At 42.9% G+C, this 13,033-nt stretch carries 12 protein-coding genes, 1 tRNA gene and 1 rRNA gene; 4 read left to right on the top strand and 10 right to left on the bottom strand.

Annotation, left to right across the window (positions count from 1 at the left end; translation table 11 throughout):
- Positions 1-2 precede the first annotated feature (2 nt).
- The 5 genes from pstA to phoB form a co-directional block, all read right to left on the bottom strand.
- On the bottom strand, positions 3-1,649 hold the full coding sequence (gene pstA / locus HGG78_RS05150; RefSeq protein ID WP_172532254.1) for a phosphate ABC transporter permease PstA: 1,647 nt from the start codon (positions 1,647-1,649) through the stop codon (positions 3-5).
- Positions 1,650-1,672: 23 nt separating this feature from the next.
- On the bottom strand, positions 1,673-3,874 hold the full coding sequence (locus HGG78_RS05145; RefSeq protein ID WP_172532253.1) for an ABC transporter permease subunit: 2,202 nt from the start codon (positions 3,872-3,874) through the stop codon (positions 1,673-1,675).
- 255 nt (positions 3,875-4,129) lie between these two features.
- The gene (locus HGG78_RS05140) at positions 4,130-5,041 is read right to left on the bottom strand and encodes a PstS family phosphate ABC transporter substrate-binding protein (RefSeq protein ID WP_241772860.1); all 912 of its coding nucleotides are present in this window, start codon (positions 5,039-5,041) and stop codon (positions 4,130-4,132) included.
- 41 nt (positions 5,042-5,082) lie between these two features.
- Positions 5,083-6,384 carry a phosphate regulon sensor histidine kinase PhoR gene (gene phoR / locus HGG78_RS05135; protein WP_053310427.1) on the bottom strand — a complete coding sequence of 434 codons (1,302 nt, stop codon included), beginning with the start codon at positions 6,382-6,384 and terminating at the stop codon, positions 5,083-5,085.
- Between the two features lie 20 nt (positions 6,385-6,404).
- On the bottom strand, positions 6,405-7,094 hold the full coding sequence (gene phoB, locus HGG78_RS05130; RefSeq protein ID WP_053310428.1) for a phosphate regulon transcriptional regulator PhoB: 690 nt from the start codon (positions 7,092-7,094) through the stop codon (positions 6,405-6,407).
- 192 nt (positions 7,095-7,286) lie between these two features.
- On the opposite strand from phoB, the gene rdgC reads away from it, so the two are divergent.
- The 3 genes from rdgC (at position 7,287) to HGG78_RS05115 (ending at position 10,040) form a co-directional block, all read left to right on the top strand.
- Positions 7,287-8,201, top strand: a complete 915-nt coding sequence (gene rdgC / locus HGG78_RS05125) for a recombination-associated protein RdgC (RefSeq protein ID WP_053310429.1) — start codon at positions 7,287-7,289, stop codon at positions 8,199-8,201.
- Positions 8,202-8,383: 182 nt separating this feature from the next.
- Complete coding sequence (trhP, locus tag HGG78_RS05120) at positions 8,384-9,784, top strand: prephenate-dependent tRNA uridine(34) hydroxylase TrhP (RefSeq protein ID WP_171980376.1); 1,401 nt, start codon at positions 8,384-8,386, stop codon at positions 9,782-9,784.
- A 1-nt stretch (position 9,785) separates the two neighbouring features.
- Positions 9,786-10,040, top strand: coding sequence for a YfhL family 4Fe-4S dicluster ferredoxin (locus tag HGG78_RS05115; RefSeq protein ID WP_171980377.1), 255 nt, complete (start codon positions 9,786-9,788; stop codon positions 10,038-10,040).
- A gap of 32 nt (positions 10,041-10,072) precedes the next feature.
- Here the strand turns inward: HGG78_RS05115 and nfsA are convergent, their stop codons facing one another.
- The gene (nfsA, locus tag HGG78_RS05110) at positions 10,073-10,795 is read right to left on the bottom strand and encodes an oxygen-insensitive NADPH nitroreductase (RefSeq protein WP_171980378.1); all 723 of its coding nucleotides are present in this window, start codon (positions 10,793-10,795) and stop codon (positions 10,073-10,075) included.
- A gap of 13 nt (positions 10,796-10,808) precedes the next feature.
- Positions 10,809-11,141, bottom strand: coding sequence for a DUF1904 domain-containing protein (locus HGG78_RS05105; RefSeq protein ID WP_053310433.1), 333 nt, complete (start codon positions 11,139-11,141; stop codon positions 10,809-10,811).
- Positions 11,142-11,378: 237 nt separating this feature from the next.
- Here HGG78_RS05105 and HGG78_RS05100 point away from each other — a divergent pair, with 237 nt between their 5' ends.
- The gene (locus HGG78_RS05100; RefSeq protein WP_053310434.1) at positions 11,379-11,792 is read left to right on the top strand and encodes a VF530 family protein; all 414 of its coding nucleotides are present in this window, start codon (positions 11,379-11,381) and stop codon (positions 11,790-11,792) included.
- Between the two features lie 101 nt (positions 11,793-11,893).
- Here HGG78_RS05100 and HGG78_RS05095 read toward each other — a convergent pair whose 3' ends face one another.
- From HGG78_RS05095 to rrf, 3 genes are all read right to left on the bottom strand, one after another.
- Positions 11,894-12,364, bottom strand: coding sequence for a DUF2127 domain-containing protein (locus HGG78_RS05095; RefSeq protein WP_053310435.1), 471 nt, complete (start codon positions 12,362-12,364; stop codon positions 11,894-11,896).
- Positions 12,365-12,802: 438 nt separating this feature from the next.
- Positions 12,803-12,879: transfer RNA gene (locus tag HGG78_RS05090), tRNA-Asp, on the bottom strand.
- A 29-nt stretch (positions 12,880-12,908) separates the two neighbouring features.
- A 5S ribosomal RNA gene (gene rrf, locus HGG78_RS05085) occupies positions 12,909-13,024 on the bottom strand.
- Positions 13,025-13,033: the final 9 nt, after the last annotated feature.

Here is a 13,033-nt window from a genome sequence, read left to right as displayed (position 1 = left end):
GCTTAATCTTGCCCCAACGTTCGGTATTTCTCACGCAAATTATTGCGAATACTAATGGCAGTTAAATTCAACGCGACAATAACAGTGACGAGTAAAAAGGAGGTCGCGTAAACCAATGGCCGCGCAGTCTCAATATTGGTAGTTTGAAAACCGACATCATAAATATGAAAGCCTAAATGCATGAACTTGCGTTCTAGATGAACAAATGGAAATTCGCCATCAACGGGTAAGCTGGAGGCCAATTTAACCACACCAACCAACATCAATGGAGCCACTTCACCCGCAGCCCTTGCAATAGCAAGGATTAAGCCGGTAATAATGGCTGGACTTGCCATCGGTAAAACAATCCGCCAAATGGTTTCAAATTGTGTTGCACCCAAAGCTAAGGAACCATGCCTTACAGAACTCGGGATCCTTGTTAAACCTTCTTCAGTGGTCACTATCACGACCGGTAAAGTCAGTACGGCTAAGGTTAACGCCGACCACAATAAACCTGGTGTGCCAAAAGTTGGGGCGGGCAGACGCTCGGCATAAAACAGTGCATCAATCGATGAACCTATCGTGTAGACAAAAAAACCAAGACCAAACACCCCATATACAATCGACGGAACCCCTGCCAAGTTTATGACAGCTACTCGAATAACTCGAGTGAACGCATTATCTTTGGCGTATTCATGCAGATAAATGGCAGCCACCACTCCGAGTGGCATCACAATGATTGACATAATCAACACTAAAAACACCGTACCAAATATGGCAGGAAATACACCACCTTCCGAGTTAGATTCACGCGGACTTTGCGATAAAAATACCCAAACTTGTTTTCCCCATTGAGTGACTTTTTGCCCCAAGTCCATGTCGTTGGGATACCAAATATCGAGGATCTGACTCAACGGAATATAGACTCGGCTACCGGTCATATCTTCGACAATCAATGATTGTTGATTTAATTGAGCACGCAATGCATCAAGCTTTTGCTCAGAGAGCACCAACTGGCTATCTAAATCCTCTTTTCTTTGCCTATATTGCGCAAGATAAGTTTCATCTAACTGCCCATTCAACTCTTTACGACGCTTCTCTAAACGCAATTTTTCAGCAGCATTACCAATGACACGGATTTCCTCGGTAATCACATTATCGATTTTTTCTCGCAACAAAGACGCATCATGCATTCCTTGCTCGAGCTGCGCTTGAGCATCTAAACTTTCTTGGCCATTCGCTTGCAAATAGGCGATCGGCTTGCCGTAAAACTGGCCATCACGCACACGCTCGATCACAGCCCAGCCGCTTGGCTTTTGCTTATTCGATAATTTGACATCCAAAATAGAGACAAAATCAGCATGAGTTAACTCTCGGTTTGCCACTTTAATACTAAGACGATTAACCTCACCAGACACTAATGCCTCTGGCGGCCAATCAATGTTGACCTCTCGCAGGTGAGTCAACGGCACCTGTTCTTGAGAATAGAGTTGCCCAACAAGTTTCTTACCGTCACTGGTTTGCCACTGATAAAGCGGTGTAGGCCAGAAATAGGTCAACCCTTTCCAACCAATCAATAGTAGTAACCCTAAAACAGAAATCAGGCTGAGACTGACAGCTCCGCCCGTTAACCATATCCAAGGTGCTCCTGATTTAATCCACTTAAACATTCGGGATTGTTATTCCTAATTGATTACAAGGCACGATATTTTTCTCGCAACCGCTGTCTAACCCATTCAGCTACTGAATTCACAAAAAAGGTGAAGATAAATAATAATAAGGCTGCCAAAAATAGTAAGCGATAGTGACTATTACCCACTTCAGATTCTGGCAATTCAACCGCTATCGTTGCTGAAAGTGTTCTCATTCCTTCCAAGATATTCCAGTCTAAAATTGGCGTATTTCCTGTTGCCATTAAGACAATCATCGTTTCACCCACGGCACGCCCTAGTCCCATCATAATCGCAGAAAAAATGCCAGGGCTGGCCGTTAGCAACACCACATGGATTAAAGTCTGCCAAGAGGTCGCCCCTAACGCCAATGAACCATCAGAAAGATGTTTGGGAACAGAAAAAATAGCGTCTTCTGCAATGGTGAAAATCGTAGGAATAACCGCAAAGCCCATAGCGAATCCGACAACCAAAGCATTACGTTGATCAAAGTCTATTTCATGTTGCGCTAAGTAAATTCGAATGTCGCCATCGAACAACCACATTTCTATTTGACTACTGTGAGAAAAAATAAGTGCAGCACTGAGCACCAATACCGGAATTAAAATCAGCGCATGCCAACCATTGGCGAAATGACGAATCCACCTTTTGGGCAACAAGTACCAGATGATACCAACGAGCAACATAACTATTGGTAAACCCAACATTAACGCCCCTACCGCAGCTAAATGGCTCTCAACAAGCGGTGCAAACCAAAGACCCGCTAAAAAGCCAATAATCACCGTTGGCAACGCTTCCATCAATTCAATTGATGGTTTAACGACGCGGCGCATTTTTGGTGCCATAAAATAGGCAGTATAGATCGCGCCCAGTACCGCGATAGGAACGGCAAACAACATCGCATATGCTGCGGCTTTAAGTGTGCCAAAAGCAATCGGCACTAGGCTAAACTTAGCCTCAAACTCATCATTTGCTGATGTCGATTGCCATACGTATTCAGGTTGTGGGTAACCCTCGTACCAGACTTTTTGCCATAACGAAGAAAACGATATTTCTGGATAATCGTTGTCAATTTTTGCCACATTTAGCTGTTGGTCATTCAATGTAACCAAATACAGCTCGTTATTCGACATCGCCGCTAATTGGGGCGCTTTGTTATACACGCGCTCAAATAGCACCAATTTTTCGCTCGTCGTATAGTGGCTTTGTACGGTGCCATTGGGGTAAAAACTATAAAAACCTTTACGATAACTATCTGGTAATAAAAATTGCACCTGAGGAGCCAGTTTAAACTCCCTAATATGGGTTAACTTACGCTCACCATTTTGTAACACATCAAACCACTGTGATACTCGGCCATCATGGTGAGTAGCCAAAAGAGAATAGGCTCCTGAGAGTAAGTTTAGTTGAACAACCTGATGTTGTTCATTGCCTTGACTTAAATCGACAATCTCTCGTACGGAATAACTCCCCTCGGACTGAGTCACCACTACTAGGTCTGACCCCATACGCAGATAAAGCGTTTTTCCATCCGGCGTAAAGAGCATCTGATCAACCTCAGAAAACTGAGCCGGGAACGTAAAACGCTGCCAAAGCTGAGCTGAATGCCTTGCCCCCCATTGAATGGTGACTTGTCCAGTATCAGTATACGCAGCAAAAAATACATCATCACTTCCGACGGCAAACGTAAACCGCTCAAGGACTTGATCGTCACTCGCGAGAAGCAGCTCGGCAGGCAAAGGCAAGTATTCCACATCAGGAGTCAACTGCCGGCCTTGCTTACTTGGTAGGGAGTTAAATTGAGGACGGACTACCACAACCCGATTGCTAGCATCAGCGACTGCAAACCAACCATCATTAACCGTTGATGAAGAAAATAGAGCGGGTTTAATCGCTAATCTCTGCGACCACTTAGCGCGGTTATCACTCGAATCGAGAGACCAAAACGTCATTCGCCCATCATGGTCAAAAATAAAGGCATTTTCACCATACTCATCAATCGACAATAACTGAGGATCAACAGCCGTCACAGCAGATTGTGCAACATTACTCTCAATTTTTGGGCTACCAAACAACGGGAAAACCACCATAGCCAGATAGACAAAAATCAGCACTAGCGCGCCTAATACACTAATGCCGCCGATGTTCACTGCAAGTCGAAACAAACGATCTTTAATCAGTCGTTTTTGGTCTCGTTCCTTCAATGAAAATTCGGCTGGTGCCATCGCTGTCTCTACCTATACTTTTCTAAGCATACAATATGTAATTTGCATGACAATTATATTACAGCTCGCAATAAATAACTGAAAAGAAAACAACTATATTAGGCTTGCTCCCTTGAAACAAAGATGCCACATCAAAGAAAAAACAGATAATTGGTTGAATTCAAGTAGTAGAGTTCTAAATTGTACCTATGAGTTCAATAGAATCACTCCCAAGATAGATCAGTCGGTATTAAACAAAGCGAGTATTAATGTTCGCTATTCAATACCGACCTTAGCGAGCTCTTGTTTTGCAAATTCAGCACTAATGGGAACATACCCATCCTTTTCAACTAACGCTTGTCCCTGACGAGAAAAAATAAAGCGGATAAACTCGCGCTGAATAGGTGAAAAGTCTCGTGTTGGGTGTTTATTCACATAGACGTAAAGATAACGAGATAACGGATATTTCCCCGACAAAATGTTCTCTTGACTAGCTTCAACATACTCACGGCCTTGCTTAGCTATTGGAATTAACTTAACACCGGAAACTTGATAGCCAACACCGGAATAACCAATGGTATTGATTGATGAAGCAACCGACTGCACTACCGAAGCTGAACCTGGCTGCTCATTGACGTTTTTTTTGAAATCACCACCACACAGCGCATTCAATTTAAAGTAACCATAAGTTCCTGATACAGAATTACGACCAAACAGCTGAATACCCCGTTTGGCCCAAGCGTAATCCACACCTAGCTCAGACCAAGTATTGATCGGCTGATTAGCCCCACAACGCAATGTGGATGAGAAAACGCTGTCGAGCTGCACAAAGTTCAACCCTTGAACAGGGTTATCTTTGTGAACAAAAATACCAATAGCGTCAATCGCCACTCGCAGAGCCGTAGGCTTATAGCCATGCATCCGCTCAAAAGCTTCAATTTCTCGGCTACGCATCGGGCGGCTCATCGGTCCAAATTGTGCCGTTCCCTCCGTTAATGCCGGTGGCGCGGTTGATGAACCAGAAGCTTGGACTTGCGCATCAATATTCGGATAAACGTTTTTAAACTCTTCCACCCACAAGGTAGTCATCCCCGCGAGCGTATCTGAACCAACCGACAACAAACTCCCCGCCACACCCGACGTTTTTTTATAATCAGGTAGAGACGCAGTAACAAGATGCGAAAACATCAAACAAGAAAATATCACGAATGGTTTCAATACCTTTTTCATCATGATCTCACAACCAAACGCTTTGGCAGTACAAATGAAAACTGACTACCGACGCCAACTTCACTGCGTATCTCTAAATGTGAATCGTGGTGAGAAAGTGCATGTTTTACAATCGCTAAACCTAGACCACTGCCGCCTGTATCACGAGAGCGTGCTTTATCCACCCGGTAAAAACGTTCGGTTAAACGATGTAAATGTTGCGGTTCAATACCATCGCCCTTATCAGTAACCTCAAGACAAGCACCTTGCGTATTTTGATACCAACGCACATTAATTTCCGCACCGGGCGGGGTATATTTCACCGCGTTATAGACAAGATTTGAAATCGCACTACGTAGTTGATCTTCATCCGCTAGCACCTTTAACTGCTTATCGACACTAAAATACAGTTTGTGATGATGATCTCCACTCAGACTCAGTGCTTCTTTTTCAAGAATTTCGAGCATGGCTGGTACATTAACTACATCTTCCAATTCATGCATTGGCGCTGCTTCAATTTTGGAGAGCGTTAAGAGCTGATTAACTAAACTGTTCATTCGGTTCAGCTGCTCTGTCATGACTCCATGCGCTTTTGGCCACATCGGCCCCACAAGCATGTCAGGATCTTCGGTCATCTCAAGATAACCTTGTAGTACAGTCATCGGTGTTCGAAGCTCATGAGAGACGTTAGCAAAAAAGTTACGGCGCATACCTTCAAGCTGTTTTAACTGAGTTACATCACGCACTACCATCAAATGCTCACCGTCTGTATACGGCACAATACGCAGTTCAAGCATACGTTCTACATTGAGCGGTGAGCGCATTTCAAGTGGCTCGCTGAAATCATTTTTTTGCAGATATTTGATAAAATCTGGAGCGCGTAACAAATTCGAGATAGGTTGTCCTGCGTCATCTGGCCAGCGAAAACCGAGTAAATGCTGCGCAAGACGGTTACACCAAACAATGTTGCCTTCGTCGCGAAATACCACCACCGCATCAGGAAGTGATTCTGCACCATTACGAAAACGGCGGATTAAATTGGTCAACTCTTTGCGCTTTTTTCGCTGCCGCTGCTGAAGACGATAAATCCCATTAAACAAGGATTCCCAGTTGCCAGAACCAGAAGGCGGTGTTAAACGTTTTTCATCCCACAACCAGGCAGAAAGGCGCATTTGGTTGTGCAAATGCCACACCAATTGCAACACTGTTGCCGCAAGCAGCAGCCAGGGCATGTAGCCGAAGATCCACCCGATCACGATCCAAGGGGAGTAAAAAAAAGCCAGCTCCCAAGCTAGCCTTTTCCACGTAAGTCGTTCAACCATTCAGTTCCTCAATTCCGTCTTTAAGCTTTGATCGAGAAGCGATAGCCGGCACCACGTACGGTTTGAATTAGCTTGTCATGCCCCGCTTCCTCTAAAGCTTTTCTTAAGCGACGGATATGAACATCAACCGTACGATCTTCCACATACACATTAGTGCCCCATACATTATTCAGTAGTTGTTCGCGGCTATATACACGCTCTTGGTGCGTCATGAAGAAGTGGAGCATTTTGAATTCAGTCGGCCCCATATCTAATGGCTGCTCGTTGGCGGTAACGCGGTGAGAGACTGGGTCTAACTTTAGACCTTGTACATCAATAACATCTTCAAGAGCGGTAGGAGTAACGCGACGAATAACGGCTTTAAGGCGAGCCACCAGCTCTTTGGGAGAAAAAGGCTTTGTTATATAGTCATCAGCCCCAACTTCGAGGCCACGTACCTTATCTTCTTCTTCACCACGCGCAGTGAGCATTACCACCGGAATATTGCGGGTCAATTCTTCACGTTTCATGTGTTTGATAAAGTTAATGCCACTGCCACCAGGCAACATCCAATCTAATAACACGAGATCAGGGAAGGGTTCAGCAAGTTTGTTTACCGCGGTATCGTAATCTTCGGCCTCTACCGCTTGGTAACCTTTTTGCTCAAGTACGAAGCATAGCATTTCACGAATTGGGGCTTCGTCTTCAACAACCAGAATCCTTCTAGACATAATTGAACAACCTTTCTATGTAATCAACGCTATGCATTATGAGAAACAATTATGACACTTTTGTGACCTTTGAAAACAATTTTTCATATAACTTTCTTATCAAGTTCATGTTTATATTTTGAAATTGGTTTAAGACTTTAACACTTAAATCCCCTATCATGTTGCGTCTTCTAATAAGGTAAGAGAAAGAATATGTGGTTTAAAAACTGTATGGTTTATCGTGTTAATCGCGATGTTGAATTTAATGCTGACAAACTTGAAGAACAACTGGCTGAATTTCGTTTTACGCCATGCGGGAGTCAAGATAAGCAGAAATTTGGCTGGGTTCATGCGATGGGAAGACACGGTGACATGATGACTCATGTCTCTGAAGACCGTATTCTGATCTGCGCGAAAAAAGAAGAAAAAATGCTTCCTGCATCGGTTATTAAAGAATCTTTAAATGCCAAAGTAGAAGCGATAGAAGCTGAAGAAGGTCGTCCTCTCAAGAAGAAAGAAAAAGACAACCTAAAAGAAGACATTGTAATTGATCTTCTACCACGAGCTTTCAGCCGTAGTAATCTCACTTTCGTTCTGATCCTACCAAAGCAAGGCCTTATTCTTGTTGATGCAGCAAGCTATAAAAAAGCAGAAGACGTATTAGCACTACTGCGTAAAACCATGGGCAGCTTACCCGTTGTACCAGCGATTCCAGAACAAGCGGTTGAAACCACGTTGACGGCATGGGTGAAAAGTGGTGATTTACCTCAAGGCTTTACTTTACTTGAAGAAGCAGAACTCAAATCGCTATTAGAAGACGGTGCTGTTATTCGTTGTAAGAAGCAAGAATTGACCAGTGATGAGATTTTAAGTCATATCGAAGCCAATAAAGTCGTCACAAAACTCTCTTTAAATTGGCAAGATCGCATCAGCTTCATTTTAGCTGAAGATTGCAGCATAAAACGTTTAGCATTTAGTGATGATCTTAAAGATCAGAATGATGACATTCCACGCGAAGATCCTGCTGCACGCTTTGATGCAGACTTTTCTCTGATGTGTGGCGAAATATCAGCCTTCTTACCTAACCTGTTTGAAGCTCTCGGTGGTTTACCTCACCCAGAGGCATAGTTTCCTCATCCATTTGCAAGAATCAAAGAGTTAAAGCCTGATATCCATACAGTAAATCAGGCTTTTTTTCCTATCCCTAACTATCGCCCTAGGCACATCTCTTTTTTTGGCGTAAAATTTGCGCCCCTCCAATACCATTAGGTGGTATTGGCCTGACTTGAGATCAGAATTAGAGAATAGCAATGAGCACAAATAAACCTTTCGTACCTGAACTACTATCACCAGCAGGCAGTTTAAAAAATATGCGTTATGCATTCGCCTATGGTGCTGATGCGGTTTACGCTGGACAGCCGCGCTACAGTCTTCGTGTACGTAACAACGAATTCAATCATGAAAATCTGCAAATTGGTATCGATGAAGCACACGCTTTAGGCAAGAAACTGTATGTGGTTTGTAATATCCAACCTCATAACTCGAAACTAAAAACGTTCATTCGCGATCTAAAACCGGTTGTCGATATGGGTCCAGATGCACTGATCATGTCAGATCCTGGTCTTATAATGATGGTTCGTGAAGCATTTCCAGAAATGCCGATTCACCTTTCAGTACAGGCTAATGCTGTTAACTGGGCAACCGTTAAGTTTTGGGCATCTCAAGGGGTGGAACGTGTCATTCTTTCCCGTGAGCTTTCGCTAGAAGAAATTGAAGAAATTCGCCAACAATGCCCTGATACTGAGCTAGAGATTTTCGTGCATGGCGCGCTTTGCATGGCGTATTCAGGCCGTTGTCTATTGTCTGGTTATATCAATAAGCGCGATCCAAACCAAGGCACTTGCACTAATGCTTGCCGTTGGGAATATAAAGTCGAGACAGCTAAAGAAGATGAATCTGGCCAAATTGTTGAAAAATTTGATCCAGCAGCGATTCAAACAATCGAAGTACAAGAAGAGCGCCCTGATAATACGCTTGGCTTAGGTAAACCGATTGATGATGTGGTATTGCTGTCAGAAAGCCATCGTCCAGAAGAAAAAATGGCTGCGTTCGAAGATGAGCATGGTACTTACATCATGAACTCAAAAGATTTGCGTGCGGTACAACACGTAGAGCGCCTCACTCAAATGGGTGTCCACTCTCTCAAAATCGAAGGTCGTACCAAGTCCTTCTATTACTGTGCTCGTACTGCTCAAGTTTACCGCAAAGCCATTGACGATGCGGTTGCAGGTAAGCCGTTTGATGAAAATTTAATGGGTACTTTAGAAAGCCTAGCTCACCGTGGTTACACCGAAGGCTTCCTACGTCGTCATACTCATGATACTTACCAAAACTACGATTACGGTTATTCCGTATCTGATTCACAGCAATTTGTCGGTGAATTTACAGGCAAACGCCGCGGTGAAATGGCTGAAGTTGAAGTAAAGAACAAGTTTATCTTAGGCGATAGTTTAGAGCTGATGACACCAAAAGGTAACGTGGTGTTCACGTTAGAAGCAATGGAAAATCGTAAAGGTGAAACCGTAGACGATGCAAAAGGAAATGGGCACTTTGTTTATATTCCTGTTCCTGAAGAATTGGATTTAAACTTTGGCTTGTTAATGCGTAACTTAAATGCTGGTCAGGATACCCGTAACCCTGTAGGTAAGTAACATGGCATTACTGATCACAAAGAAATGCATTAATTGTGATATGTGTGATCCTGAGTGCCCGAATGGTGCCATCTCAATGGGTAGCAGTATCTACGAAATTGATCCAAATTTATGCACAGAATGTAAGGGACATTACGACAAACCAACTTGTCAATCTGTATGTCCTATCACTAACTGCATCATCACCGATCCTAAGCACATCGAAACTGAGAGTGAACTACTCGAAAAGTTTGTCATCATTCAAGGTTTAGCCTGATAAAAAAGCCCAATCGAACGATTGGGCTTTTTTTATTTACTAGCCAGTCCTTTGCTTTTTAAATAATCCAACATAAAAGGGCGAGACTCTTGAGATAATTTAGCCGTGATTTGTTGTGACCACATTTCTTGCTTAGCATTGGTTACACGTGATTGATAATACTCAAGCATGGTTTGATCGTATTGTTTAATCGCATTCTGATCGAGTTTTTGGTAACCATCTTGGTGGACAATCACAGTAGGACTTAAGCGAGGTTTTAGCTGAGGATCTTGAGCTGGATGACCTAAGCACATACCAAACAGAACGGCACAATACTTAGGAAGTTCTAACAACTCATCAACTTCTTTAGGTGAGTTTCTTAATCCACCAATATAAACACCACCCAACCCCATCGATTCTGCGGCGAGTAAACAATTTTGCGCCATGATCCCTGCATCAACAGCTCCGATAAGTGTCAACTCCATAAACTCAGGTTTAACTTCCGGATTCATTGCATAGTGACGTTGATAATCAATACAAAAAACTAAAAATTCTGCTGCGGTAGCCACATAGGCTTGATTACCAGCCAGCTTAGCTAATTGCTCACGCTTCGACTTATCCGTCACTCGAATAACAGAATTCACTTGCAACAAGCTCGATGAAGACGCGGCAATGCCAGATGAAATAATCGCATCCATTTGTTCTTGAGAAATCGGCTGTTCGGTAAATGAGCGAATAGAACGATGAGAAAGAATAGTTTCAACAACAGAATTCATTCAGATTTCTCTCTCAATAGTGTTTCGCATTGTCGTAGTAAGCGCTCGGCTCCAAAGCCGTAAAAATAACCGCTACATTATTGTCTTCACCAACAATTTCTTTTACTTGTTTCGTGACCACTTGAGCAACCGTATCTCTAACCTCTTGGCCACGTTCAAACCAAAATACCTCAACAAAAGGATAAGCTGGACTCACTTCACCTTCATGAAAAAACGTGGTGTAAATATATTCAAACGTAAAATCTTCACGTGGTGATCCCATCACTGACTCCAACTCATCAATTAAGGGCTTTGATAAAGCTTGGACAGTTTGAGGTTCAACAGCTCGAAATCTAAAATGCGGCATAGTGAGTTTCCCTTATCGTTAAGTGAAACTATCATAGCAGGAAGATAGATGGTGGGCGAGGTTGTCTCAAGCAAGCAGTTATTCATAACGATAATAATAGGGATGCTAAGCTAACTCTGTTAGAATTGCCCGCCCTCAAACCTTGATACAACGGCTTAATAAACGTATCAAGGTGTAATTGAAGATTTGTACGCAAATCCAGCCAGCTTTGCTTAGTTAGATACTTAGGAACTCGTTATGATGACTGATGAAGAAAGAATTGAATTACAAAAGAACAACCCATTACACGGTCTTAAGTTAGAAACGTTAATACAAGAGCTAGTCGATTTTTACGGTTGGGATATTCTAGATACCGCGATGCGTTTTAACTGTTTTCACACTAACCCATCGGTTGCGAGCAGTGTTAAGTATTTAAATAAAACAGATTGGGCAAGAGAAAAATTAGAGAATTTTTACCTATACCGTTTTAAGCGTATGCCTCGTGCATCTAGCGAAGAGTATGATTTACCACCTCGAGCTCGCACCTTTGCACATGGGCTTAAGCCAAAAGAGCCAATGGAACTCACTGTTGATTCAATTTTGAAGTCGCAAGCCAAAGCGGCATCGGCTCATAAAGAGCGTTCTTCTCGTGGACGCCAATTCCGCCGTTAGTTAACTGACAACTAGTATGCAAAACAAAGAGTCAAATGTGGTTAGCTGTGTTTGACTCTTTTAGCTTTTGTGAAGATGGATATAAGCCAAGTTTGGTTTAACTAGTTTAAATAAGTAAACTCCTTGCGCTTACTCAGAAGGATTCCCGCCATATACCAAACAACAATGATATTTAAGATAAAAATACTGATACCTAACATACTGGTATGGATAATTATTTCATATATTTCAAACGGTATATAGATTGCTCCGCTAACCAACGCAAACCATTCAACCCAAACCAATCCTTTCCACAAACCATACGCCTCAACGAAGCGGATCAATGAGTAAGCAAAAGCTCCTATCGCAGCTAAGCCCACACTACTATCTGAGAATGTACTCGCCGCATGAATAAAAACACTAGGCAAATGACTTGCAGGATTTAAATGTGCATGACTAACAATGGACTCAGCAACTTGTTGTAAGTTGCGGCCAGCCAGCGTATGAAGACCAAAAGCCACCAAAAGAGAACATAGCCCCTTGAAAGCCTCTAATGTCGCGACAACTTTCAACCCACTTTTCGATGATGTCATATCAACCTGTATCAACTTGCTTTTTAAAACCGTATACCACCATAAAGTCAATCATTCGGCAACTATATAAGAAATCAGGCTACATAAACTCAATATTAACGTGCAGATAGGTGAAGCTAAAATCGCACTAATCACAGTAAGTAATCAGAAATAGCGTAGGAAAAATGCTTAATAGCAAGGCGGAATTTTTCGATAAGTAGTTACTCTACAATTAACAATTCTAATATCGTTATCGAGCGTTTTAACAAGCTAGGATGACTAATTGTTTACTAAGTCTGAATTAACTTTGTGGTCACTTCTGAGAGATGGTATCTGCAACGATAGCACTAAAGGTATGGAAAGATGGGAGAGACTAGTGGAAGGAAAATAAGTGACGAGTATAGTTTAATGCCCCAAACGCAAAAAACCCCAGCATTGCTGCTGAGGTTTCTAATAAAGTGGCGGAGCGGACGGGACTCGAACCCGCGACCCCCGGCGTGACAGGCCGGTATTCTAACCAACTGAACTACCGCTCCGCTGCGTGTCTGGTTAGACAATATTCAAAGCCTGGCGATGTCCTACTCTCACATGGGGAAGCCCCACACTACCATCGGCGCTATTGCGTTTCACTTCTGAGTTCGGCATGGAGTCAGGTGGGTCCGCAACGCTATGGTCGCCAAGCAAATTCTT

The sequence above is a fragment of the Vibrio aestuarianus genome, from assembly GCF_012395185.1.
In the GTDB taxonomy this organism is placed as follows: Bacteria; Pseudomonadota; Gammaproteobacteria; order Enterobacterales; family Vibrionaceae; genus Vibrio; species Vibrio aestuarianus.
The sequence above is the reverse complement of the archived record's forward strand: the minus strand, read 5'-3'. Positions and strand labels throughout refer to the sequence as shown.

What these genes read in the sequence shown, in the direction of transcription:
- trhP (WP_171980376.1), top strand. Translation starts at nt 8,384, where the DNA reads ATGAGCACAAATAAACCTTTCGTACCTGAACTACTATCACCAGCAGGC.
- HGG78_RS05095 (WP_053310435.1), bottom strand. Translation starts at nt 12,364, where the DNA reads ATGACATCATCGAAAAGTGGGTTGAAAGTTGTCGCGACATTAGAGGCT.
- HGG78_RS05105 (WP_053310433.1), bottom strand. Translation starts at nt 11,141, where the DNA reads ATGCCGCATTTTAGATTTCGAGCTGTTGAACCTCAAACTGTCCAAGCT.
- phoB (WP_053310428.1), bottom strand. Translation starts at nt 7,094, where the DNA reads ATGTCTAGAAGGATTCTGGTTGTTGAAGACGAAGCCCCAATTCGTGAA.
- HGG78_RS05115 (WP_171980377.1), top strand. Translation starts at nt 9,786, where the DNA reads ATGGCATTACTGATCACAAAGAAATGCATTAATTGTGATATGTGTGAT.
- pstA (WP_172532254.1), bottom strand. Translation starts at nt 1,649, where the DNA reads ATGTTTAAGTGGATTAAATCAGGAGCACCTTGGATATGGTTAACGGGC.
- nfsA (WP_171980378.1), bottom strand. Translation starts at nt 10,795, where the DNA reads ATGAATTCTGTTGTTGAAACTATTCTTTCTCATCGTTCTATTCGCTCA.
- HGG78_RS05145 (WP_172532253.1), bottom strand. Translation starts at nt 3,874, where the DNA reads ATGGCACCAGCCGAATTTTCATTGAAGGAACGAGACCAAAAACGACTG.
- HGG78_RS05100 (WP_053310434.1), top strand. Translation starts at nt 11,379, where the DNA reads ATGATGACTGATGAAGAAAGAATTGAATTACAAAAGAACAACCCATTA.
- phoR (WP_053310427.1), bottom strand. Translation starts at nt 6,384, where the DNA reads ATGGTTGAACGACTTACGTGGAAAAGGCTAGCTTGGGAGCTGGCTTTT.
- HGG78_RS05140 (WP_241772860.1), bottom strand. Translation starts at nt 5,041, where the DNA reads ATGTTTTCGCATCTTGTTACTGCGTCTCTACCTGATTATAAAAAAACG.
- rdgC (WP_053310429.1), top strand. Translation starts at nt 7,287, where the DNA reads ATGTGGTTTAAAAACTGTATGGTTTATCGTGTTAATCGCGATGTTGAA.